Source organism: Paracoccus sigandri (assembly GCF_003709565.1).
Classification (GTDB): domain Bacteria; phylum Pseudomonadota; class Alphaproteobacteria; order Rhodobacterales; family Rhodobacteraceae; genus Paracoccus; species Paracoccus siganidrum.
Window position 1 is genome coordinate 61,186 of sequence record NZ_QNRC01000010.1, and the last position, 23,721, is coordinate 84,906.

Sequence of the window (23,721 nt, forward strand, 5' to 3'; positions counted from 1 at the left end):
AGGCGCGGATGCGGGATACGGATCATGTGCGCGAGATCGACCGGGTGCTGCGCGGCCAGGCGACGGGCCGCGACGGGGTCGTGTCCGACAGCTGGCGGCGCTGCGTCGAATCCTGGGGGCTGGACCCGTCGCGCCCCTCGCCCGCCCATATCGTCACCGAATCGGAACTGCGCGCCCATCGCGAACAGTCCGAGCGCCTGATCGCCATCGCGCGCTCGGGCCTTGATGCGCTGTTTCGGCAGGTGGCGGGGCAGAACTATGTGCTGCTGCTGGCCGATGCGAAGGGGGTGACGGTCGATTTCTTCGGCGACCGGCGGTTCGAGGACGACTTGCGCGCGGCCGGCCTGTATCTGGGCTCGGACTGGTCCGAACAGTTGGCGGGGACCTGCGGCATCGGGTCCTGCATCGTCACCGGCCAGGCCGTCACCATCCACCAGAGCGACCATTTCGACCTCTATCACACGCCGCTGTCCTGCACCGCCGCGCCGATCTTCGACACTTCGGGCACGCTTTCGGCGGTGCTGGACCTGTCGCTTCTGCGCTCGCCCCAGCCCAAGGCCAGCCAGGAACTGGCGATGAACCTGGTCCGCGCCTCGGCCCGGCGGGTCGAGATGGCCAACCTGATGGCGATGACCCGGCGCGACTGGGTGCTGCGCTTCTCGGCCAGCCCGGAATTCCTGGAGGTCGATCCCGAGGCCGCCATCGCGCTCGACGGCGCCGGCCGGATCATCGGCATGACCCATGCCGCGCAGTTGGTCCTGGGCGGCGGTCGCAGCCTGCTGGGCCAGCGGCTGGACCAGCTGATGGAGGTCTCGGTCGACGACCTGCCCGAGCTGATGCGCGGCCGACCGACCGAGGAACGGGTGATCCGGCTGCATGACGGGCGGGCGCTGTTCGGCCATGCCATCGCCCCGCAAAGCCCGCGCGTGGCGCGCGCGCCTGGCGTTCCGATGCCGGGCGGGCTGTCCAGCCTTGCCGGCTCTGACCCGGCGATGCAGGCGCTGCTGGCCCGCGCGGCACGGCTGGCGGGAACGCAGATCCCCCTGCTGCTGACCGGCGAGACCGGCACCGGCAAGCAGCGGCTGGCCCGCGCGATCCACATGTGCGGCCCCGGCGCGCGGCCCTTCCTGCTGCTGGACTGCGCGGGCTGCGATGCCGATGCCATCGAGGCGCTGCGCCCGCAGGCCACGGGTCCCGGCACGCTGTTCCTGCAGGGCGTGGACGACCTGTCAGCGGCGGGCCAGGCGGCGCTGCTGCGGCTGCTGGGGGATGCCAAGCTGCGGGTGATCGCCTCGGCGCGGGGGGACCTGGCGGCGATGACCCGGCAGGGCGCGTTCCGGGGCGATCTGTTCTTCCGCATCGCGGGCGCCAGCCTGCCCCTGCCGCCGCTGCGGCTGCGCCAGGATTTCGACTGGCTTCTGGACCGCCTGCTGCGGGCGCGCAATCCCGACGGGCTGCGCCTGACCCCCGCCGCGCGGGCCGAGCTGAAATCGCGCAACTGGCCGGGCAACCTGCGCGAGCTGGCCAGCACGCTGGAGGTCGCGGTCAGCCTGGCGGAAGGCGGCGCCATCGACGTCTCGGACCTGCCCGAGCCGGTCCTGGCCGAAACGGTCCCGGACCCGGCCGAGGATCTCGAATCGGTGCTGGATGCCTGCGGCTGGAACATGGCGCGGGCGGCGCGCAGGCTGGGCGTCAACCGCTCGACCGTGATGCGGCGGGTCCAACGCCTCGGCCTGACCCCGCCGCAATAGCGGCACCCCCGTTGCACGGCGTTGCGCCTGCAACCGCGCCGGCCGGAAATCCACGCCGCATCGCGGCATCGGCCGGAAAATCCTGTCCCGCGCCCGCATCCCTCCCGCAACCTGATCCCCGAGGAGAACCACTTACGGGAGGAAGAAGATGCTCGATTCAACCTTGTCAGGCCGGGTGCAGGCGCTGCTGGACCAGTTCGGCGCGGCGCTGGAGGCCGGCGACATCGACGCCGCCGCGCAGATGTTCGTGACCGATTGCTATTGGCGCGACCTGGTGGCCTTCACCTGGAACCTGCGCACGATGGAAGGCCGCGACCAGGTGGCCGACATGTTGCGCAGCCAGCTTGCCGGCACGCGCCCGACCGGCTGGCAGCTGGACGAAAGGGAACTGCCGACCGAGGAGGACGGCGTCACCACCGCCTGGATCCGCTTCGAGACCGCCGTGGCGCGCGGCTATGGCCTGCTGCGCCTTCGCGACGGCAGGATCTGGACGCTGCTGACCACCATGCAGGAGCTGAAGGGCCACGAGGAAGCGAAGGGCTTCGCCCGCCCCCTTGGCGCGAAGCACGGCGCGGGCAAGAACCGCACGACCTGGCTGGAGGAACGCGAGGCCGAGGCGCGCGAGCTGGGCTATGACCGCCAGCCCTATACGGTGATCGTCGGCGGCGGCCAGGGCGGCATCGCGCTTGGCGCGCGGCTGCGCCAGCTTGGCGTGCCGACGATCATCCTCGACCGGCACGAGCGTCCGGGCGACCAGTGGCGCAAGCGCTACAAGTCCCTGTGCCTGCACGATCCGGTCTGGTACGACCACCTGCCCTATATCAAGTTTCCCGACAACTGGCCGGTCTTCACGCCCAAGGACAAGGTCGGCGACTGGCTGGAAATGTATACCAAGGTGATGGAGCTGAACTACTGGACGCGCAGCAGCTGCAAGCGCGCCAGCTATGACGAGGCCGCGAAGGAATGGACCGTGGTGGTGGATCGCGACGGCCAGGAGGTGGTGCTGAAGCCCAGGCAGCTGGTGCTGGCCACCGGCATGTCGGGCAAGCCGCGCATCCCGGAATTCCCCGGCGCCGACAGCTTCAGGGGCGAGCAGCATCATTCGTCGGCCCATCCCGGCCCGGATGCCTATGCGGGCAAGAAGGTGGTCATCATCGGCGCGAACAACTCGGCCCATGACATCGCGGCGGCGCTGTGGGAACACGATGCCGACGTGACCATGGTGCAGCGTTCCAGCACGCATATCGTGCGCTCGGACACGCTGATGGAGATCGGGCTGGGCGGGCTCTATTCCGAACAGGCTGTCCAGAACGGCGTGACCACCGAAAAGGCCGACCTGATCTTCGCCTCGCTGCCCTACCGGATCATGCATCAGTGGCAGATCCCGCTTTACGATCAGATGAAGGAGCGCGACAAGGAGTTCTATGACGGGCTGGAACGTGCCGGGTTCAGGCTGGACTGGGGCGACGACGGCTCGGGCCTGTTCATGAAATACCTGCGGCGCGGCTCGGGCTATTACATCGACGTGGGGGCCAGCCAGCTGATCATCGACGGCGAGGTCAAGCTGGCCCATGGCGAGGTCGCCGAGATCACCGAGGATGGCGTCAGGCTGGACAGCGGGCAGCTGCTGCCCGCCGACCTGATCGTCTATGCCACCGGATACGGCTCGATGAACGGCTGGGCGGCCGACCTGATCGGGCAGGACGTGGCCGACAAGGTCGGCAAGGTCTGGGGTCTGGGTTCGGACACCACCAAGGATCCCGGCCCCTGGGAGGGCGAGCAGCGCAACATGTGGAAGCCCACCCAGCAGGAGGCGCTGTGGTTCCATGGCGGCAACCTGCACCAGTCGCGGCATTATTCGCTGTATCTGGCGCTGCAGCTGAAGGCGCGGATGGAGGGGATCGACACCCCCGTCTATCAGTTGCAAGAGGTCCATCACCTGGGCTGATGCGAAAGCCCCGGCAGGCGCCGTCAGTTCACGGCGCCTGCGAAAACCAGCGCCAGGACCACGGCCCAGCCGATCACTGCGGCGGCGACAAGGGGGGCAAGGATCGGTCGCATCGGGTCACACCATGTCGAAGATTTCGGAATCGATCCGCCACAGCGGCACGCCCAGCTCGCGCAGCGCCTGTTTGGCGGCATCGGTCAGCGGCACGGGGCCGCACAGCATATGTGGCCAGTCCCGCGTCGCCTCGCCCAGATGCCGCGCCAGGATCTTTTTCGTCAGGTGGCCGGTCTCGCCTTCCCAATCGTCGGGCGGCTCCTCGATCACATGGACGATCTTCAGCCGCATCCTTTCCTGCAGCGCCTCCAGCTCCTCGCGGAAGGTGACGCCTTCCCAGTCGGGATTGGCGTAGAACAGCACCACCGGGCGCATGTCGCCCCGCGCCGCCATCGCCCGCAGGTTCGAGATGACCGGCGTGATGCCGATCCCGCCCGCGATCATCACGAAGCCCGGCGCGCCCGGCTCCATGTCGATGGAAAAGGCGCCATAGGGGCCATCCAGCCAGGCGGTGGCGCCGACCGGGGTGGTGACGGCCTTATCGGTGAAATCGCCCAGGGGCTTGATCGACATGGCGATGCTGGGGCCGCCCTCGGGGGCGTCGGACAGGGTGAAGGGATGCTCGCGCAACCCGTAGGGAGAATGGCCGAGCGTCAGCCAGGCGAACTGTCCCGGCCGGCGCCGCCGCAGGCCCTGGCCAAGCGGTTCCAGCACCAGCGTATGCACGCCGCCCCGTTCGGCGATATTGTGGGTCACACGCCAGGGATTGTGGGTCTGGTACCAGGGCTTGCCCAGCCGGACCCAGGCCAGCAGCAGCAACCAGCCCGCCGTCACCCCCAGCATCAGCAGCCGCTTGTCGGTGGTGCCGGTGAAATGCCCCACCCCCAGCACATGCAGGATCGCGGCGGCGAAGGCGACGACCGCCAGCGACGCATGGGCCGTCCGCCACAGCCCGTATTCGATCCGCAGCTGCTTGCGAAATTCCGAGGTGACGACCAGAAGCGCGAAGGCCAGCAGCGCCAGGCGGCCCATGGTCAGCTCCCACCTGGCGGTCAGCGGGTTCAGTTGGCCCAGGTCGTCGTGATACCAGATGTAGAAGATGCCGAAATGGCCCAGCATCAGCAGCACGGCCCCCAGCGCCAGATAGCGGTGGAACAGATAGACGACATCGATGCCGAAGGGATGGGCCAGGCGCCGGAAACGCGCGGTCAGGGCGAATTGCAGCCCCGCCGCCGCCAGCGCGCCGAAGCCCAGCCCCTTCGAGAAATCCCGCAGCCAGCCGGTGCCGGGCGCGCGCTCGCCGCTCAGCAGCACGACGAAGGGCAAGGCCATCGCCGCAAAAGCCGCCAGCACCCACAGGCTTGCCCGCATCGTCATGGTGTCACCCCCTCCATCCTTCCCAACCTTTCGGGGCGACGGCGGTTCCGGGCCGTCTTCCCGTTGTCGCGAAAATCCCGGACAAGGGGGGCGCAACCATGACGGGGCAGGGAAACGCGACCGGATGAGGATCGAGGAAACGCAAGAACGACAGGGCAGCGCGGCCGAGGTCTTCGCCGCCTTCCTGAAGCTGGGCCTGACCTCCTTCGGCGGCCCGATCGCGCATCTGGGCTATTTCCGGGACGAGCTGGTGACGCGGCGGCGCTGGCTGGACGACCGGGCCTATGCCGATCTGGTGGCGCTGTGCCAGTTCCTGCCCGGCCCGGCCTCCAGCCAGGTGGGGTTCGCGCTGGGGATGATGCGCGCGGGGTGGCGGGGGGCCTTCGCGGCCTTCCTGGCCTTCACCCTGCCCTCGGCGCTGATCCTGCTGCTGTTCGCGCTGGCGGCCCCGGCGCTTGGCGGGCCCCTGGCCCAGGGGGCGCTGAACGGGCTGAAGATCGTCGCGGTGGCGATCGTGGCCCAGGCAGTCTGGGGCATGGCGCGCAGCCTGTGCCCGGACCGCGCGCGCGCCACCATCGCCCTGGGCGCGGTGGCGGTGCTGGCCTTCCTGCCGGGCACCTTCGGCATGGTCGGCGCCATCGCGGCGGGCGGGCTGGCGGGCCTGTGGCTGGGCCAGGGCGCAAGCGGGCCGGCCGGCAGCCATGTCGCGCTGCCGGTCACGCGCCGGGCGGCGCTGGCGGCGCTGGCGCTGTTCCTGTCGCTGCTGGTTCTGCTGCCGCTGCTGGCCGGGGACTCGCCGCTGCTGTCGCTGGTCGACGCCTTCTATCGCGCCGGATCGCTGGTCTTCGGCGGCGGGCATGTGGTGCTGCCGCTGCTGGAGGCCGAGACCGTCCGCACCGGCCGCGTCCCGCCCGAGGCCTTCCTGGCAGGCTATGGCGCGGCCCAGGCGGTGCCGGGGCCGCTGTTCACCTTCGCCGCCTATCTGGGCGCGGTGCAGGGACCGGCGCCGCATGGCGTGGCGGGCGCGATCGTCGCCCTGCTGGCGATCTTCGCGCCCGGCTTCCTGCTGCTGGTCGCGGCCCTGCCCTTCTGGGGCAGGTTCCGCAGCATGGCGCGGGCGCAATCGCTGATGCAGGGCGCCAATGCCGCGGTGGTGGGCATCCTGGGCGCCGCGCTCTATGACCCGGTCTTTACCGGCGCGATCCACGACATGCGGGAATTCGCGCTGGCGCTGGCCTGTCTCATTGCGCTGATGCTGTGGCGGCTCCAGCCCTGGATGGTGGTGGCGATGGCCGCGCTGGGGGGCATCGGGCTGTCCTTGTGACGACGAGGCACCGGCTCACGGCCGTTCGCGCAGCGTTTCCTTCTGGGTGATCAGCCGGGCCGAGTTCTGGCCCGACAGGAAGCTCCACAACCAGCTGAGCGAGACCATCAGCCGAGAGCGGGCGCCGATCAGGAAATAGATATGGGCCAGCCCCCAGACCCACCAGGCCAGGCGGCCCTTCATCTGGAACCGGCCGAAATCGATCACCGCCGCATTGCGCCCGATCGTCGCCAGATTGCCCATGTGGCGATAGCGGAACGGCCCGGGCGGGGGCTTGCCCTGCAGTCGCGCGCGGATCTGGCGTGCGGCATGCTTGCCCTGCTGCTTGGCGGCCGGCGCGACGCCGGGCACCGGCTGGCCGTCGTTTTCCACATGGGCGGTATCGCCCAGCACGAAGATCTGCGGATCGTCGGGCAGGGCCAGCTGGTCGCCGACGATCACCCGCCCGGCGCGGTCCGCCTTGGCGCCCAGCCAACCCGCGGCGGGCGAGGCCTGCACCCCCGCCGCCCAGATCACCGTGCGCGCGGGCAAGGGCTGTTCGCCCAGGACGATCCCCTCGCGGCCGACATCCGTGACCGGAACGCCCGTCCGCACCTCGACCCCGCGCCGTTCCAGCGCCCGCGCGGCATAGGCGGACAGGGACGGGATGAAGGCCGGCAGGATGCGCGGTCCGGCCTCGATCAGCAGAATCCGCGCCTTGCGGGTGTCGATGCGCCGGAACTCGCCGGGCAGGATCCGATGCGCCAGTTCGGCGATGATGCCCGCCAGCTCGACCCCGGTGGGGCCGGCGCCGATCACCGCGAAGGTCAGCTGCGCGGCGCGCTCGGCCGGGTCGCGGGCAAGCTCGGCCCGCTCGAAGGCCAGCAGCAGGCGGCGGCGGATCGTGGTCGCGTCCTCCAGCGTCTTCAGGCCGGGGGCGTCGGCCTCCCAGCCGTCATGGCCGAAATAGGCGTGCCGCGCGCCGGTCGCCACGACCAGCGTATCGAAGGGCACCCGGCCGCCATCGCCCAGCACCACCTCGCGCGCGGCCCGGTCGATGCCGGTGACGGTGGCCAAGAGCGTCGTCACGTCCCGCCGCCTGCGCAGGATGCGCCGGATCGGCCAGGCGATTTCCGAGGTGGCCAGCAGCGTCGTCGCCACCTGGTAGAGCAGCGGCTGGAACAGGTGGTGGTTGCGCTGGTCGATCAGCGTGATCTCGCAGCCCGCGCCATCGAGGTCCTGCACCAGCTGCAGGCCCGCGAAACCGGCTCCGACGACGACGACCCTGTGCTTCATCCGCTTGTCCCTTTCCGCGCCCCCCGCATTCAACCGCCGCGGCGCCGATCCGTTCCCGCCGCGCGGGCCAGCACGGGTTGATCCGCAAGGGCAGAGGCAATATCAGGCGCGAGGTCCTTCGCCCGGCGCCGCTTGCGGGGGCAGGAAGGTCGCAAGGCGGCAGCCAGCAGGGAAGCCCGGCACATGAACCTCTTCAAACGGATCGGCATCGACGCCTACATGATCCTGCTGATGCTGACCGCCGTCCTGGGCGTGGCCCTGCCGGCCCGTGGCATCGGCGCCGAGATCCTGGGATACCTGACCTATTGGGCGGTCGCGGTGCTGTTCTTCCTCTATGGCGGCAAGCTGGATCCGCGCGCCGTCCGGGCCGGGTTGCTGAACTGGAAGCTGCAGGGCCTGACCTTCGCGACCACCTATGCCGTCTTCCCGGTCATGGGCTTCGCGCTGATCGCGATCTTCGGACGCGCGCTTGGCCCCGAGATGTCGCTGGGGCTGCTGTTCCTGGCGGTGCTGCCCTCAACCGTGCAAAGCTCGATCGCCTTCACCTCGATCTCGGGCGGCAATGTCGCGGCGGCGATCTGCGCGGCGTCGCTGTCCAATATCGTCGGCGTCGTGCTGACGCCGCTGCTGGTGGCCCAGCTGATCCACCTGGAGGGCGCCGGCGTGACCTTCGAGGCGGTCGAGAAGATCGGCTTGCAGATCCTGCTGCCCTTCGTCGCCGGCCAGCTGCTGCGGCGCTGGATCGGGGCCACGCTGAACCGCCGCAAGCTCATGACCACCATCGTCGACCGCGGCTCGATCCTGCTGATCGTCTTCGCCGCCTTCAGCGCGGGCACGGTGGCGGGCGTCTGGTCCAGCATCCCGCCCGCAAGCCTGCTGGTCACGCTTGGGGTGGTGCTGCTGTTCCTGTTCCTTGTCATCGTGACAACGCGGCTTGCCGGCCGCGCCGCCGGCCTGCCGCCCGAGGACCGCGCCACCCTGCTGTTCTGCGGCGCGACCAAGAGCCTCGCCAGCGGGCTGCCGATCGCGATGGCGCTGTTCCCGGCGGCGCAGGTCAGCGCGATCATCCTGCCGGTGATGATCTATCACATGGTCCAGCTGCTGGTCTGCTCGGGCATCGCGGGCAACCTGTCGGCGCGGGTGGCGGCCACACCCGCGCCGAGCGGGCGGGCGGGCAAGGAAGAACGGCGGGCCTGACCGCCGATGCGTCGCGGCCGCGGCGCTCAGCCGGCGACCACGACCTTGGTGTCCCATTCCGCGCATTTGCTGGCCAGGGCCTGCGGCAGGGGCTGGTCGATGAACAGCATGTCGATCTCTCGCAGCGAGGCGATGCGGGCCGGCGCGCTGCGCGACAGTTTCGAGGCGTCGGTGACAAGGAAGCAGCGCCGGGACTGGCGGATGATCGCCTTGCTGACGCGGACCTCTTGCAGGTCGAAATCCAGAAGGTCGCCGTCCTCGTCCAGCGCCGAGGTGCCGATGATGGCGTAATCCACCTTGAACTGCTCGATGATCTGCGCCGCCAGGTCGCCCACCAGCCCGCCATCCGAGCGGCGCAGCAACCCCCCCGCCACCATGATCTCGCAGCTTTCGTTGCCGACAAGGATGTTGGCGACATTCATGTTGTTGGTGACCACGGTGATGTTGCGGTGGTTCAGCAATTCCCGCGCCACCGCCTCGGTCGAGGTGCCGAGGTTCAGAAACAGCGAGGAATTGTTCGGGATCGCCTGGGCGCAGGCCCGCGCGATGGCCGCCTTGGCATCCTCGTTCAGGCGGCGGCGCTGCTCGTATCCGATATTCGACATGCCCGAGCGGATCACCGCGCCGCCATGCACGCGGTCCAGCATCCCCGCATCGGCCAGTTCCGACAGGTCGCGGCGGATGGTCTGCACGGTGACGTTGAACCGCTCGGCCAGCGCCTCGACCACCACGCGCCCCTCGCTGCGGGCCAAGTCGAGGATCTCGCTCTGCCGAAAGCTGAGGGCCATGCGCGTCTCCTTTCGCTAATGCCTGTCTGTGGTTCCTTTCGGCGCAGTATGCGGTAGATGCCGGTACAAGCGAAAGAGCTTTCGCACATGAGGAGAAAGCGAACATTTCCGCGTCTGCCGCAGACAGATTCGGCGGTGGCGGACGGCTGGGCTGGCCGGAATATCGCTCGTTATCCGGGACATCCCGACCAGGCTTGCCGCGTGAAAACAATCTATTAGCGGAAAAACGAAAACAAACGAAAATCATCATTGACGAATCGCGCATCAATGTTGTGTCCTGTCATCATCTGGAGGGGGACCATCGTGACGCAAGGCGCAGCGGATCAGGACATGTTCGACCTGTTCGTCATCGGCGGCGGCATCAACGGCTGCGGCATCGCCCGCGACGCCGCGGGCCGCGGCCTGACCGTGGCGCTGGCCGAGATGGGCGACCTGGCGCAGGCGACCTCGTCGGCCTCGACCAAGCTGTTCCATGGCGGGCTGCGCTACCTGGAATATTTCGAGCTGCGGCTGGTGCGCGAGGCGCTGGTCGAGCGCGAGACTCTGCTGGCGGCGATGCCGCATATCAGCTGGCCGATGCGCTTCGTGCTGCCCTATCACCGCGACATGCGCTTCGAGGGCGAAACCCACGCCTCGCGGCTGCTGGGCCTGTTCATGCCCTGGCTGAAGGGGCGCCGCCCGGCCTGGCTGATCCGGCTGGGGCTGTTCCTCTATGACCATCTGGGCGGCCGCAGGATCCTGCCGGCCACGCGCGCGCTGGACCTGGCCAGCGATCCGGCCGGGCGGCCCCTGCAGCCGAAATACCGCCGCGCCTTCGAATATTCCGACTGCTGGGTCCAGGATTCGCGGCTGGTCGTTCTGAACGCCCGCGATGCCGAGGCGCGCGGCGCGCGGATCATGACGCGGGCGCGGGTCACCTCGGCCCGGCGCGAGGGGGGCGCCTGGACCATCGGCGTCACCCATGCCGATGACCGCAAGGAAACCTTCCGGGCCCGCGCCCTGGTCAATGCCGGCGGCCCCTGGGTCGAGGAGGTGATCCGCGACGTCGCCGGCATCGCCTCGACCGAAGGGGTGCGGCTGGTCCGGGGCAGCCATATCGTCACCCGCCGCCTGTTCGACCATGACCGCTGCTATTTCTTCCAGGGCCAGGACGGGCGCATCGTCTTCGCCATTCCCTACGAGCAGGACTTCACCCTGATCGGCACCACCGACCAGGACCACCAGGGCAGCCCCGCCGAGGCCCGCTGCACCGAGGCCGAGCAGGATTACCTCTGCGCCTTCGCCTCGCAATATTTCGCCCGGCCGGTGACGCGGGACGACATCGTCTGGACCTATTCGGGCGTCCGGCCGCTGTATAACGACGGCGCCAAGTCGGCGACCGCGGCGACGCGCGACTATGTGCTGTCGCTGGATGGCGGCGCCGGGGATGCGCCGCTGCTGAACGTGTTCGGCGGCAAGATCACCACCTATCGCCGGCTGGCCGAAAGCGCGCTGGCGAAACTGGCGCCGTTCTTCGCGCAAGCCTCGGGCGACTGGACGGCGCGGGTGCCGCTGCCCGGCGGCGATTTCCCGGTCGATGGCGTCGCGGCGCTGACCGACGGGCTGATCGCCGATTACCCGTTCCTGGACCGGCCATGGGCCGCGCGGCTGGTGCGCGCCTATGGCACCGAGGCGCGGGCGATCCTGAACGGCGCCCGCAGCGCCGCCGACCTGGGCCGCGACTTCGGCGCGACGCTGACCGAGGCGGAGCTGAACTGGCTGATGGACAAGGAATATGCGCTGAGCGCCGAGGACGTGATCTGGCGGCGCTCGAAGCTGGGGCTGCGGATGTCGGACGAACAGGTCGCGGCGCTGGCGGCCTTCATGGCCGAGGCTGCGGCAACGCGGAACCGCCCCGGCTGCGCGGCACAATAGGGAGGAGGCCGGATGGCACTGGAACTGATCGGCGTCGAGAAGAGGGTCGGCGCGCAGACGCATATCGCGCCGACCACGCTGACGTTGGAAAAGGGCACGATGAACGTCCTGCTGGGCCCGACGCTGGCCGGCAAGACCAGCCTGATGCGGCTGATGGCCGGGCTGGACGTGCCGACCGAGGGCCGCATCCTGTGGCATGGCGCCGACGTGACCGGGATGCGGGTCCAGGACCGGCAGGTGGCGATGGTCTATCAGCAGTTCATCAACTACCCCTCGATCTCGGTCTATGACAACATCGCCTCGCCGCTGCGGCTGCAGCGCAAGTCGCGGGCCGAGATCGACCGCGCCGTGCGCGAGACCGCCGAGATGATGAAGCTGACCCCGATGCTGGCCCGCAAGCCGCTGGAGCTGTCGGGCGGCCAGCAGCAGCGCTGCGCGCTGGCCCGCGCGCTGGTCAAGGGCGCCGGGCTGGTGCTGCTGGACGAGCCGCTGGCCAACCTGGACTACAAGCTGCGCGAGGAGTTGCGGGCCGAGATCCCGAAGATCTTCGAGGCCTCCGGGGCGATCTTCGTCTATGCCACGACCGAACCCGAGGAGGCGCTTCTGCTGGGCGGCAACACCGCGACGCTGTGGGAAGGCCGGGTGACGCAGTTCGGGCCGACGCCGCAGGTCTATCGCCAGCCACGGGACGCGATCACCGCGCGGGTGTTTTCCGATCCGCCGATGAATTTCCTGCCCGTCACCAAGGCCGGGCCGCGGCTGATGTTCGGCGAGGGCCAGACCGCGCCCGCCACCGGCAGCCTGGCCGGGATCGCCGACGGCCGCTATCTGGCCGGCTTCCGCGCCAACCATGTCGAGATCGCGCCGCGTCCCGGCGCGGTGCTGGAATTTGACTGCCGGCTGGCAGTGACCGAGATCACCGGATCCGAGACCTTCGTACATCTGCATCACGGCACCGACCGCTGGGTCGGGCTGGTCCATGGCGTGCACCAGATCGAGCCGGACACAAGGATGCCGGTCTGGCTGGACCCGGCCTTCGTTTACGTCTTCGGCGAAAACGGCGCATTGGTGGCACCCGCCCCCTATGCCGTCGCCGCCTGAAAGGGAGGGGAAATGGCACGGATCACCCTGTCGAACCTGGCGCATTCCTATCTGCCCCATCCGAAGGGGCCCGAGGATTTTGCGCTGAAGCAGATGGACCATGTCTGGGAGGACGGCGGCGCCTATGCGCTGCTGGGCTCTTCGGGCTGCGGCAAGACCACGCTGCTGAACATCATCTCGGGGCTGCTGCGGCCCAGCCAGGGCCGGGTGCTGTTCGGCGACCGCGACGTGACCGACGCGCCCACCGCGGAACGCAATATCGCGCAGGTTTTCCAGTTTCCGGTCGTCTATGACACGATGAGCGTGCGCGACAACCTGGCCTTCCCGCTGCGCAACCGGCGCATGGATGCCGCCTATATCCGCGCGCGAGTCGAGGCGATCGGCCGGATGATCGGCATGGAGGCCGTGCTGGACCGCAAGGCGCGCGGGCTGACCGCCGATGCCAAGCAGAAGATCAGCCTGGGCCGCGGCATGGTGCGCGAGGACGTGAACGCGATCCTCTTCGACGAGCCGCTGACCGTGATCGACCCGCACATGAAATGGGAGCTGCGCACCCAGCTGAAGACGCTGCATCGCGAGCTGAGCCACACGATGATCTATGTCACCCACGACCAGACCGAGGCGCTGACCTTCGCCGACAAGGTGGTGGTGATGTATGACGGCCGCGTCGTGCAGATGGGCACCCCGCAGGAACTGTTCGAGACCCCGGCCCATACCTTCGTCGGCTATTTCATCGGCTCGCCCGGCATGAACCTGTTGGACGCGCGGATCGAGGGGAACGTGGCCCATGTCGAGGGCTGCGCGGTGCCGCTTGGCGCCGGCTACGGCCCGGTCGGCGGGCGGGCGCAGATCGGCATCCGGCCGGAATTCGCGCGGCTGACCTCGGCCGAGGGGCTGCCGGTCAGGCTGCGCCGGGTCGAGGATGTCGGCCGCCACAAGATCGTCCGGGCCGAGTTCTTCGGCCGCGAGATCAACATCATCGCCGAGGAAGGCGCCGGGATCGGGCCGGACATGACCCGCGTGGCCTTCCGGCCCGACAAGATCAACGTCTATTCGGACGACTGGCGCGTGGCGCCCGCCGGACGGCTGGGGGAGGCCGCCTGATGGAAAAGACAGTCAATCACAAGGCCTGGTTCCTGGTGCTGCCGGTGCTGGTGCTGGTGGCCTTCTCGGCGGTGATCCCGCTGATGACCGTGGTGAACTACTCGGTGCAGGACACCTTCGGCAACAACGTGTTCTTCTGGGCCGGGCTGGAATGGTTCCAGCAGGTGCTGGCCTCGCCGCGCATCCACGACGCGCTGATGCGGCAGATCCTGTTCTCGGCGATCATCCTGGCGATCGAGGTGCCGCTTGGCATCTTCGTCGCGCTGAACATGCCCAAGCGCGGCTTCTGGGCCTCGCTGTGCCTGGTGCTGATGGCGCTGCCGCTGCTGATCCCGTGGAACGTGGTCGGCACGATCTGGCAGATCTTCGGGCGGGTGGACATCGGCCTGCTGGGGCACACGCTGGCGAAGCTGGGCATCAGCTACAACTATACCGCAAATGCCTTCGACGCCTGGGTCACGGTGATCGTGATGGACGTGTGGCACTGGACCTCGCTGGTCGCGCTGCTGGCCTATGCCGGGCTGCAATCGATCCCCGACGCCTATTACCAGGCCGCCAAGATCGACCAGGCCAGCCGCTGGAAGGTGTTCCGCTATATCGAGCTGCCCAAGATGCAGGGCGTGCTGCTGATCGCGATCCTGCTGCGCTTCATGGACAGTTTCATGATCTATACCGAGCCCTTCGTGGTGACGGGCGGCGGGCCGGGCAATGCCACGACCTTCCTGTCCATCGACCTGGTGAAGATGGCCATCGGGCAGTTCGACCTTGGCCCCGCCGCGGCCTTCTCGATCATGTATTTCCTGGTGATCCTGCTGATTTCCTGGGTGTTCTACACCGTGATGACCAATCTCGACAAACGCGAGGGCATCTGATGACCGATACCGCATTCGCCCCCACCGCCGCCGCGCCCCGCCGCCGCGCCCTGCCCCGCGTCAAGGGCAGCGCCGTGGTGATGGCGCTGTATCTGCTGTTTCTGATGCTGCCGATCTACTGGCTGGTCAACATGAGCCTGAAGACCAATACCGAGATCACCTCGACCTTCACGCTGTGGCCGCGCAACCTGACCTTCGCCAATTACGTCACCATCCTGACCGATCCCAGCTGGTACATGGGCTATGTGAACTCGCTGATCTACGTGGTCATGAACACCGCGATCTCGATCACCGTGGCGCTGCCCGCCGCCTATGCCTTCTCGCGCTATACCTTCCTTGGCGACAAGCACCTGTTCTTCTGGCTGCTGACCAACCGCATGGCGCCGCCGGCGGTCTTCGCGCTGCCCTTCTTCCAGCTTTATTCCAGCGTCGGGCTGTTCGACACCCATATCGCCGTGGCGCTGGCGCATTGCCTGTTCAACGTGCCGCTGGCGGTCTGGATCCTGGAAGGCTTCATGCGCGGCGTGCCCAAGGAAATCGACGAGACCGCCTATATCGACGGCTATTCCTTCCCGCGCTTCTTCGTGAAGATCTTCATGCCGCTGATCGCCTCGGGGATCGGGGTGGCGGCCTTCTTCTGCTTCATGTTCAGCTGGGTCGAACTGCTTCTGTCGCGCACGCTGACCTCGGTGAATGCCAAGCCCATCGCGGCGACGATGACGCGCACGGTCTCGGCCTCGGGGATGGACTGGGGGGTGCTGGCCGCCGCGGGCGTGCTGACGATCATCCCCGGCGCGCTGGTGATCTATTTCGTCCGCAACTACATCGCCAAGGGCTTCGCCCTGGGCCGCGTCTGAGGGGGGCGCCGCTATGAACCTGTCATGGATGGCCTGGACCATGCCCACCGCGGTCTTCTTCCTGACGATCGCCGGGCTTCTGGTGGTGATGACGATCCTTGCGATCCGCTTTCCCGAAAGCCCGCGCCGCGGCGTGTTGCGGATCGAGACCACGCGCGGCGACCGCCTGTTCATCAGCCTTCTGGGCTCGGCCTTCATCAGCCTGGCCTGGCTTGCCGCCTTCGGTGCCCCCCTCTGGGGCGCGCTGATCCTTTGCCTCGTCTATGCCGCGGCGGTGTTCCGCTGGGTCTGACCGGGCAACCGCAAGACGTTTCATTCAGGGAGGACAGAAATGAAACTCAGATACTCAACCACGGCCCTTGCGCTGGCGCTGATCGTGACCGGCGCGCCGGTCCGGGCCGACATGGACGCCGCCCGCGCGTTCCTGGACGCCGAGATCGGCGACCTGTCGGTGCTGACCCGCGAGGAGCAGGAAGCCGAGATGCAATGGTTCATCGACGCGGCCGAACCGTTCCAGGGCATGGACATCCGCATCGTGTCGGAAACCATCACCACCCATGAATACGAAAGCAAGGTCCTGGCCCCGGCCTTCACCGCGATCACCGGCATCCGCGTCACCCATGACCTGATCGGCGAGGGCGACGTGGTGGAGAAGCTGCAGACCCAGATGCAGACCGGCGAGAACGTCTATGACATGTATATCAACGATGCCGACCTGATCGGCACGCATTGGCGCTATCAGCAGGTCCGCAACATGACCGACTGGATGGCGGGCGAAGGCGCCGATGTCACCAATCCCGGCCTGGATCTGGAGGATTTCATCGGCCTCGCCTCGACCACGGCGCCGGACGGCAAGCTGTATCAGCTGCCGGTGCAGCAATTCGCCAATCTCTACTGGTTCCGGCACGACTGGTTCACCGATCCCGAGATCATGGCCGAGTTCAAGGAAGAATACGGCTACGACCTGGGCGTCCCGGTCAACTGGTCGGCCTATGAAGACATCGCCGAATTCTTCACCGGCAAGACCATCGACGGCGTGCAGGTCTATGGCAACATGGACTATGGCAAGAAGGACCCCAGCCTGGGCTGGCGCTTCACCGATGCCTGGCTGTCGATGGCCGGCGCGGGCGACGTGGGCGAGCCGAACGGCTTTCCGGTCGACGAATGGGGCATCCGGGTCAACGACGACTACCAGCCGGTCGGCTCCTGCGTGGCGCGCGGCGGCGACACGAACGGCCCGGCCGCCGTCTATGCCATCGAGAAATACATCGACTGGCTGAAGAACTACACGCCCCCCGCCGCCGCCGGCATGACCTTCTCCGAGGCCGGCCCGGTGCCCGCCCAGGGCAATATCGCCCAGCAGATGTTCTGGTATACCGCCTTCACCGCCGACATGGTCAAGGAAGGCCTGCCGGTCATGAACGAGGACGGCACGCCGAAATGGCGCATGGCCCCCTCGCCCTATGGCGCCTATTGGGAAGAGGGCATGAAGGTCGGCTATCAGGATGTCGGCTCGGCCACGCTGATGACCTCGACCCCGGTGGACCGGGCGCAGGCCGCGTGGCTCTATGCGCAGTTCATCGTCTCGAAGACCGTCGACACCAAGAAATCCCATGTCGGCCTGACCTTCGTGCGCGACAGTTCCGTCCGGCATGAAAGCTTCACCGAACGCGCGCCGAACCTGGGCGGTCTGGTGGAATTCTACCGCTCGCCCGACCGCACCCGCTGGTCCGATACCGGGCTGAACGTGCCCGACTATCCGCGCCTGGCGCAGCTGTGGTGGCAGAATATCGGCGACGCGTCCTCGGGCGCGAAGACCGCGCAAGAGGCGCTGGACGCCCTGTGCGAACAGCAGGAATCGATCCTCGACCGGCTGCAGCGTTCCGGCGTGCAGGGCGACCTGGGCCCGGTCCTGAACGAGCCGCAGGACCCCGAGCACTGGCTGGCCCAGCCCGGCGCGCCCAAGCCGAAGCTGGAAAACGAAAAGCCCGAGCCGGTGACGGTGGCCTATGAGGAACTGATCCAGCGCTGGCAGGAATAGGCCGGCATCGCGGGGGCGCGCATCCGCCGCGCCCCCGATTTTCCCTTGGCCGGGCTGCCGGGGGAGGCAACGAGACAACGGGACACGACCGGACACGGGGGCCGCCGGAATGCCGCATATCCTTGCCATCGACCAGGGCACGACCTCGTCGCGCGCGATCCTGTTCGACGCGCATCTGCGCATCACCGCCATCGCGCAAGAGGAATTTCCCCAGCATTACCCGGCCTCGGGCTGGGTCGAACACGATCCCGACGACCTGTGGGCGACCACCGCGGGCGCCGCCCGCGCCGCGATCGAGAAGGCCGGAAACCCGCGCATCGACGCGATCGGCATCACCAACCAGCGCGAGACCACGCTGGTCTGGGACCGCAGGACCGGCCAGCCGATCCACAACGCCATCGTCTGGCAGGACCGCCGCACCGCCGACATCTGCGCGGCGCTGAAGGAGGCCGGGCATGAGCCGATGGTGACGGCGCGGACCGGGCTGCTGCTGGACCCCTATTTCTCGGGGACCAAGCTGAAATGGATCCTGGATCATGTCGAGGGCGCGCGGGCGCGGGCCGAGGCCGGCGAGCTGGCCTTCGGCACCGTGGACAGCTGGCTGATCTGGAAGCTGACCGGCGGGCAGGTCCATGCGACCGACGCCACCAATGCCGCCCGCACCTTGCTTTACGACATCCGCAAGGGCCGCTGGAGCCGCACGATCTGCGACCTGCTGGACGTGCCCATGGCGATGCTGCCCGAGGTGCGCGACTGCGCCGCCGAATTCGGCACCACCCGCGCCGACCTGTTCGGGCGGCCGGTCCCGATCCTGGGCGTGGCGGGCGACCAGCAGGCCGCGACCGTCGGCCAGGCCTGCTTCAGCCCCGGCATGATGAAATCGACCTATGGCACCGGCTGCTTCGCGCTGCTGAACACCGGCGACACGCTGGTCGAAAGCCGCTCGCGCCTCTTGGGCACCATCGCCTATCAGCTGGAGGGCAAGCCCACCTATGCGCTGGAGGGCAGCATCTTCATCGCCGGGGCGGTGGTGCAATGGCTGCGCGACGGGCTGAAGATCATCCGCAAGGCGGGCGAGACCCAGGCCCTGGCCGAAACCGCCGATCCCTCGCAGGACTTGGTGCTGGTGCCGGCCTTCACGGGACTGGGCGCGCCCCACTGGAATGCCGAATGCCGGGGCGCAATCTATGGGCTGACGCGCAATTCCGGCCCGGCCGAGCTGGCCCGCGCCGCGCTGGAAAGCGTCGGCTTCCAGACCCGCGACCTGCTGGAGGCGATGCATGCCGACTGGCAGGGCGCGGCCGAGGGCGTGCTGCGCGTCGATGGCGGGATGAGCGCGTCCGACTGGGCGATGCAGTTCCTCTCGGACATCATCGGCGCGCCGGTGGACCGGCCGCAGGTGCTGGAGACCACGGCGCTGGGGGCGGCCTGGCTGGCGGGCATGAAGGCAGGCATCTGTCCGGGGCCTGCGGAATTTTCCGAAAGCTGGGCGCTGGAGCGCCGGTTCCGGCCGGCGATGGACGCGGCCACGCGCAACGCCCGATACGACCGCTGGGGCCGCGCCGTCCGGGCCACGATGGCCGTCTGATTGCGCGGTCAGGCGGGGTGCGCCGCCTCCAGCCGGGCGCCGGGGAAGGCCGCGATCAGGTCCTCCAGCGCGCGGCGGTCGGGCAGAAGGCAGCCGGCGGTGGCCAGGGCATCGGCCAGCGCCGCCGAGGGCGCCGAAACCGTGACGCCGCGCCAGACCGGGCGGACCGGATTGCCGGTCGCGGGATCGAGGATATGCCCGTCCCTGCCCGCCGCGTCGAAACAGGTGCCAAGCGGGGCCGAGCTTGCCAGCGCGCGATCCCGCAACCCGACCGCGCCGCCCGCTTGCAATGTCACCGGCCAGTCGCGCCCGCCGGGCCGGGCGCCAAGCGCGCGCAGCTCTCCGGTGTCGATCAGGATGTCGGTCAGCCCCTCGGCCGCCAGCAGATCCGCCACGCGGTCGGCGACATAGCCCTGCCCGATCCCGTTCAGCGTCAGCGCCATGCCGGGGCGCAGGGCGATGCGCTGTGCGTCCAGCCTGACGCCTTGCCAGCCGACGCGCCGGCGGGCGGCCGCGATCTCCTCGGCCCCGGGCCGGCGGCCTTCGGCGGCGGCTTCCGCCCACAGCGCCCAGAGCGGCTGCACCGTCGGATCGAAGCGCCCGCCGCTGCCGCGATGAACGGCGCCGGCCAGCGCCAGGCAGTCCAGCAGCTCGAAGGGCGGCGCGGGCAGCCGGCCGTCCCGGTTCAGCCGCGACAGCGCGCTGTCCGGGCGATAGAGGCTGAGGATATCCTCCAGCCGGTCGATCTCGGCGAAGGCGCGGGCGGCGATGGCCCCGGCCCGGGGATGGTCGATCCGCAGCGAGGCCTGCGCCCCCATCGCCTGCCCGGTGCGAAGCTGCGGGACCGGCCGCGCAGCGACGGCGCCGGGCAAGGCGGCAAGGACGGCGGAAATCGCGATGAAGCGGCGGCGGGTGATCATGGCTCGGCTCCGGCGGGGCGCGCAAGGGCGCGCAGGCGTCGTTCGAAATCGGCATCCTCGTCGGCGCCGTGGTCATGGCCGTGGCCCATCTCGACCGGGGCCAGCACCATCTCGTCGGCGATCTCGTCCAGCACCAGCACCTGCCCGCCTTCCGCGGCGGCAAAGGCCAGCGCCGCGTCGCGGCTGCCGAAGGGCACCGTCTCGGGGGCGCCCATGCCGCCCTCGCGCGCCGAGCCCAGCACATAGAAGGCGTCCTGCGCCGCCAGCCAGTTGCCCTCGCCCGGCGCCTCCCATGTGGCGCCGGGGCGGCCCATGTCGTTGACATAGACGGCAAGGACCGGCGCCATCTGCTCGGGCGCGCGGAGATAGGCGATGGCGTCGCGGACCTGGCTGAAGAACAGCGGCATCCCCTCCATCCCCTGCAGATGGACCTGCGCCTTGGGTCCGGGATGTTCCAGCAGGTTCATCTGGCAGTAATGGCCAAGCGTCTCGGCCGACATGTCGCGGGGGCCGATGTCCTGCGCGACCTCCTGCCGGCAGGCGGCAAGGGCCAGCAGCAGGGCCAGCAGGATCGCGGGTTTCGGATGTCGGATCATCATGGTGTCACCTTGCGAAATGCCGCCCAGGCCAGCGCCATCGCCGCCAGCGGCCATGACAGGATCGAGCCCGCCGATTGCCACAGCGGCACCGATGCAGCCGCGCCCCCCACCCCGCCCGACGCCGCCCCGGCCTCGGCGGCGGACAGATTGAACAGCCGGAACGCATCGGCCGGGTTGGCCAGAAGCGCGGCGGGCAGGAAATCGGTGGTGAAGCGGCCGCCGTCATCGGCGACGATCAGCGCCAAGAGGCCCAGGTCGTAAAGCACCACCACCCCCAGCCACAGCCCGATCGCCAGCCCCGCCGCACCCGAGGGCCGGCGCGCCAGCGACGACAGCGCATAGCCCGCGCCCAGGAAGGTCGCGCCCAAAAGGACCGAGGACCAGACCAGCCGCCACAGCGCGGGCAGCCCCGCGACCGAGGCCGGATCGGTCCAGAACGCCGCCGCCCCGGCCGCGCCATAGCCAAGCGCCACCGCCAGGGCCAGGATCGCCAGATGCGCCAAGAGCTTGCCCAGCAGGATCTGCAGCCGCGAGACGGGATAGGTCAGCAAGAGGGGCAGCGTGCCGCGCTCGACCTCGCCGGCGATGGCGTCGAAGCTCATCAGCAGGGCCAAGAGCGGCACCAGGTAGACCGCCAGCGAGGTCAGCGAGGCCACCGTGACCGACAGCCGGTCGGCGCCGATATCGCCGGTCGGCGCGGCCCCGGCGGCGGCCAGGACCAGCGCGAACAGCACCATCAGCGAAGAGGCGATGGCGACCCAGCGGTTGCGGAAGGCGATGCGGAATTCGCTTGCGGCGGTGGCGAGGATGCGGGCGATCATTGACCGTCCCTCCGGCTGAAATGGCTGTAGATGTCCTCCAGGCTGGGCGGCACCAGGTCCAGGTCGGCGACCCGCGCCCCAAGCCCGGCGATCCGCGACAGCAGCGGCAGCTTCTGGTCCTGCCGGCAGGTCAGGTGCAGGATGCCGTCGCGCCCGGCGCGGGCCTCGGGCAGCGCCTCGGCCAGCGCGGCGGCCTCATCCCCGGCGGGCGTCACCCTGAGCGCCACCGGCAGCGCGGCCTGCTGGCGCAGGTCCGTCAGGCTGCCCTCTGCCACCAGCCGCCCGCCCGACAGGATCAGGATCAGGTCGTTGCGCGCCTCGACCTCGGTCAGCACATGCGAGGACAGCAGGATCGCGACCCCCTCGGCCGCCAGCCCGTCCAGCAGCGCATAGAAATCGCGGCGCGAGACCGGGTCGAGGCCCGAGGTCGGCTCGTCCAGCACCAGCAGGCGCGGCTTGCCGATCAGCGTCTGGGCCAGCCCGACGCGCTGGCGCATCCCCTTGGAATAGGTGCCGATCCGCCGCCCCGCCGCCTGCCCCAGCCCGACGCGGGCCAGCAGGTCCCCGGCGCCGGCCGGGTCCTGGCCGCGCAGGGCCAGATAGTGGCGGATCTGCTCGGCGCCGGTCAGGGCCGGATGGAAGGCCACGTTCTCGGGCAGATAGGCGACCTGCGCGCGGGCCGCGGCCGATCCGGGCGCGGCGCCGCAGACCGTGACCTTGCCGCCATCGAAGGGGATCAGGCCAAGCACGATCTTCATCAGCGTCGACTTGCCCGCACCGTTATGGCCCAGCAGCGCCACCCGCATGCCGGGCGCCAGCGACAGCGAGACGTCGGCCAATGCCTCTACGCCCCCGAAGCGCTTAGTGAGATGCGATATCTGCAGGGTCGAGGTCATCATGGGTTCCTTTGGTCCAGCGCCCGGCGACCACGGTTTCCCAGGTCTGGATTTCGGGCGGGACGGGGATGGTCAGCGGGCGCATCAGCGGCGCGGAATCGCGCACGCCGCCGGGCAGCGTCGCCGGGAAGTTCTGCTGGCTCCAGCGCACCAGCTGCACGGCGGGCGCGCCGGTCAGCAGGGCGGCGGCGGGCTGCGACCACAGGATCTGGTCCATCAGGTCGTTCGGGCGATAGGTGCTGTCGGCGATGCCGTCGCCGTTCAGATCGAAGGCGGGATGGTCGGACCAGTAGTTGCCGATGCCCTCGTGGCTCCATTCCATATGCCGCGTGCCGACATTCTTCACCTGTTCCCGGTTGCCGATGAAGGCGTTTCCGGTCAGCACGTTGCGTTCCGACCCGGCGGTGAAATGGATGCCGATGCCGCAGCCCTGGAAGCGGTTCTTCCAGATCAGGTTCTTGTGCGCGTTGTAGATGAACAGGCATTTCTTCGCGCCGCCGCGCACCAGGTTGCCGGTCACGTCGGCATTGTTGGCATAGTTCAGCATCAAGCCGTGTTCGCGGTCGCCCAGGCTGAGATTGTCCAGGATCCGGCCGCGGTCCGAGAACATGATGGCGAAGCCCAGATGGTTGCCGATGCTGACATTGCCGGAAACCTCGGTGTTGCGGGTATACATGAAATGCACCGCGAAACGCAGGTCGCGCATCACGTTGTCGCGGTAGAAGCTGTCGGCGCTGGCATTGGAGAAGATCCCGTCGCGCCCGTAGCGGATCCAGTTTCCCTGAAGCAATGTGCCGGGGCTGTTCCAGACATAGATGCCGTTGCCGCGCTCGTTCATGCGCGGATGGCGGGTGCCGGTGATCCGGTTGCCGATCACCTGCGCGTCGCGGCCGCCATGGATGTCGATGCCGTGCATGTTGCCGGTCAGGACCAGCCCCCGGATCCGCGCGCGGTCGGCGCCCTTCAGGATCTTGACCCCGGCATCCAGGTCGTTGTTGTCATGGCCGGATCCGGTGATGGAAAAACCTTCCAGAACCACGTCCGGCGCGTCGATGGTGATGACCGTGCCCTGCCCCATCCCGTCCACCACCGCCGCCTGGCCGCCCATGATGGTCAGCGGGCGGTCGATGGTGACGGGCCCCGGATGGGTCCCGTCGGCAAGGACCAGCACGTCGCCGGGCGCGGCGCCGGCGACCGCCGCCGCAAGCCCGCCCTGCCGCGGCGCGACCACATGCTGTTCGGCCGCAAGCGGCAGGGCGAACAGCAGGCCAAGAAGCAGGGCGGGCAGGCGCAT

20 protein-coding genes are annotated in these 23,721 nt (G+C 68.9%); 12 read left to right on the plus strand and 8 right to left on the minus strand.

All coding sequences use genetic code 11. The features are described 5' to 3' along the window. The first annotated feature begins 8 nt into the window (after positions 1-8). Positions 9-1,751 carry a sigma-54-dependent Fis family transcriptional regulator gene (locus C9E82_RS11080; protein ID WP_119900043.1) on the plus strand — a complete coding sequence of 581 codons (1,743 nt, stop codon included), beginning with the start codon at positions 9-11 and terminating at the stop codon, positions 1,749-1,751. Between the two features lie 148 nt (positions 1,752-1,899). Continuing rightward, the gene (locus tag C9E82_RS11085) at positions 1,900-3,699 is read left to right on the plus strand and encodes an NAD(P)-binding domain-containing protein (RefSeq protein WP_119900041.1); all 1,800 of its coding nucleotides are present in this window, start codon (positions 1,900-1,902) and stop codon (positions 3,697-3,699) included. 117 nt (positions 3,700-3,816) lie between these two features. On the opposite strand, the gene C9E82_RS11090 is transcribed toward C9E82_RS11085, so the two are convergent. Next, positions 3,817-5,130 carry a ferredoxin reductase family protein gene (locus C9E82_RS11090; RefSeq protein WP_119900039.1) on the minus strand — a complete coding sequence of 438 codons (1,314 nt, stop codon included), beginning with the start codon at positions 5,128-5,130 and terminating at the stop codon, positions 3,817-3,819. Positions 5,131-5,254: 124 nt separating this feature from the next. Between C9E82_RS11090 and chrA the strand changes: the two genes are divergently transcribed. Next, positions 5,255-6,454 carry a chromate efflux transporter gene (gene chrA / locus C9E82_RS11095; RefSeq protein WP_119900036.1) on the plus strand — a complete coding sequence of 400 codons (1,200 nt, stop codon included), beginning with the start codon at positions 5,255-5,257 and terminating at the stop codon, positions 6,452-6,454. A 15-nt stretch (positions 6,455-6,469) separates the two neighbouring features. Here chrA and C9E82_RS11100 read toward each other — a convergent pair whose 3' ends face one another. After that, positions 6,470-7,729 carry an NAD(P)/FAD-dependent oxidoreductase gene (locus C9E82_RS11100; RefSeq protein WP_119900034.1) on the minus strand — a complete coding sequence of 420 codons (1,260 nt, stop codon included), beginning with the start codon at positions 7,727-7,729 and terminating at the stop codon, positions 6,470-6,472. A gap of 183 nt (positions 7,730-7,912) precedes the next feature. Here C9E82_RS11100 and C9E82_RS11105 point away from each other — a divergent pair, with 183 nt between their 5' ends. Beyond that, entirely contained in the window at positions 7,913-8,926 is a 1,014-nt protein-coding gene (locus C9E82_RS11105; RefSeq protein ID WP_119900032.1) for a bile acid:sodium symporter family protein, read from the plus strand. A 26-nt stretch (positions 8,927-8,952) separates the two neighbouring features. Here C9E82_RS11105 and C9E82_RS11110 read toward each other — a convergent pair whose 3' ends face one another. Then, entirely contained in the window at positions 8,953-9,714 is a 762-nt protein-coding gene (locus C9E82_RS11110; protein ID WP_119900030.1) for a DeoR/GlpR family DNA-binding transcription regulator, read from the minus strand. Between the two features lie 330 nt (positions 9,715-10,044). Here C9E82_RS11110 and glpD point away from each other — a divergent pair, with 330 nt between their 5' ends. The 8 genes from glpD to glpK all read left to right on the plus strand — a co-directional run bounded on the left by glpD (position 10,045) and on the right by glpK (position 19,191). Beyond that, positions 10,045-11,628, plus strand: coding sequence for a glycerol-3-phosphate dehydrogenase (gene glpD / locus C9E82_RS11115; RefSeq protein ID WP_119900028.1), 1,584 nt, complete (start codon positions 10,045-10,047; stop codon positions 11,626-11,628). A gap of 12 nt (positions 11,629-11,640) precedes the next feature. Next, positions 11,641-12,729: an ABC transporter ATP-binding protein gene (locus C9E82_RS11120; protein ID WP_119900026.1), complete on the plus strand. Its 1,089-nt coding sequence runs from the start codon at positions 11,641-11,643 to the stop codon at positions 12,727-12,729. Between the two features lie 12 nt (positions 12,730-12,741). Then, complete coding sequence (locus C9E82_RS11125; protein ID WP_119900024.1) at positions 12,742-13,833, plus strand: ABC transporter ATP-binding protein; 1,092 nt, start codon at positions 12,742-12,744, stop codon at positions 13,831-13,833. Next, entirely contained in the window at positions 13,833-14,705 is an 873-nt protein-coding gene (locus C9E82_RS11130) for a carbohydrate ABC transporter permease (protein WP_119900022.1), read from the plus strand. Before C9E82_RS11125 ends, C9E82_RS11130 begins: the two co-directional genes overlap by 1 nt. Before the next feature lie 80 nt (positions 14,706-14,785). Further along, complete coding sequence (locus tag C9E82_RS11135) at positions 14,786-15,562, plus strand: carbohydrate ABC transporter permease (protein WP_221035981.1); 777 nt, start codon at positions 14,786-14,788, stop codon at positions 15,560-15,562. A gap of 19 nt (positions 15,563-15,581) precedes the next feature. After that, the gene (locus C9E82_RS11140) at positions 15,582-15,854 is read left to right on the plus strand and encodes a DUF2160 domain-containing protein (protein WP_119900049.1); all 273 of its coding nucleotides are present in this window, start codon (positions 15,582-15,584) and stop codon (positions 15,852-15,854) included. Between the two features lie 39 nt (positions 15,855-15,893). After that, entirely contained in the window at positions 15,894-17,603 is a 1,710-nt protein-coding gene (locus C9E82_RS11145) for an ABC transporter substrate-binding protein (RefSeq protein ID WP_119900018.1), read from the plus strand. 109 nt (positions 17,604-17,712) lie between these two features. Then, positions 17,713-19,191 carry a glycerol kinase GlpK gene (glpK, locus tag C9E82_RS11150; RefSeq protein WP_119900016.1) on the plus strand — a complete coding sequence of 493 codons (1,479 nt, stop codon included), beginning with the start codon at positions 17,713-17,715 and terminating at the stop codon, positions 19,189-19,191. Between the two features lie 8 nt (positions 19,192-19,199). Here glpK and C9E82_RS11155 read toward each other — a convergent pair whose 3' ends face one another. Genes C9E82_RS11155 through C9E82_RS11175 form a run of 5 tightly spaced genes read right to left on the minus strand, consistent with a single transcriptional unit; the run spans position 19,200 to position 23,721 of the window. Then, positions 19,200-20,111 (minus strand): FAD:protein FMN transferase, encoded by a 912-nt coding sequence (locus C9E82_RS11155; RefSeq protein ID WP_183154065.1) that lies wholly within the window; start codon positions 20,109-20,111, stop codon positions 19,200-19,202. Next, entirely contained in the window at positions 20,108-20,707 is a 600-nt protein-coding gene (locus C9E82_RS11160) for a nitrous oxide reductase accessory protein NosL (RefSeq protein WP_119900045.1), read from the minus strand. Before C9E82_RS11160 ends, C9E82_RS11155 begins: the two co-directional genes overlap by 4 nt. Continuing rightward, positions 20,707-21,531, minus strand: a complete 825-nt coding sequence (locus C9E82_RS11165) for an ABC transporter permease (RefSeq protein ID WP_122449271.1) — start codon at positions 21,529-21,531, stop codon at positions 20,707-20,709. The genes C9E82_RS11160 and C9E82_RS11165 overlap by 1 nt, the downstream gene beginning before the upstream one ends. Then, a complete protein-coding gene (locus tag C9E82_RS11170) occupies positions 21,528-22,427 on the minus strand; it encodes an ABC transporter ATP-binding protein (RefSeq protein WP_119900906.1) in 900 nt (299 codons plus the stop codon). The genes C9E82_RS11165 and C9E82_RS11170 overlap by 4 nt, the downstream gene beginning before the upstream one ends. After that, positions 22,393-23,721: a nitrous oxide reductase family maturation protein NosD gene (locus C9E82_RS11175; protein WP_119900905.1), complete on the minus strand. Its 1,329-nt coding sequence runs from the start codon at positions 23,719-23,721 to the stop codon at positions 22,393-22,395. The genes C9E82_RS11170 and C9E82_RS11175 overlap by 35 nt, the downstream gene beginning before the upstream one ends.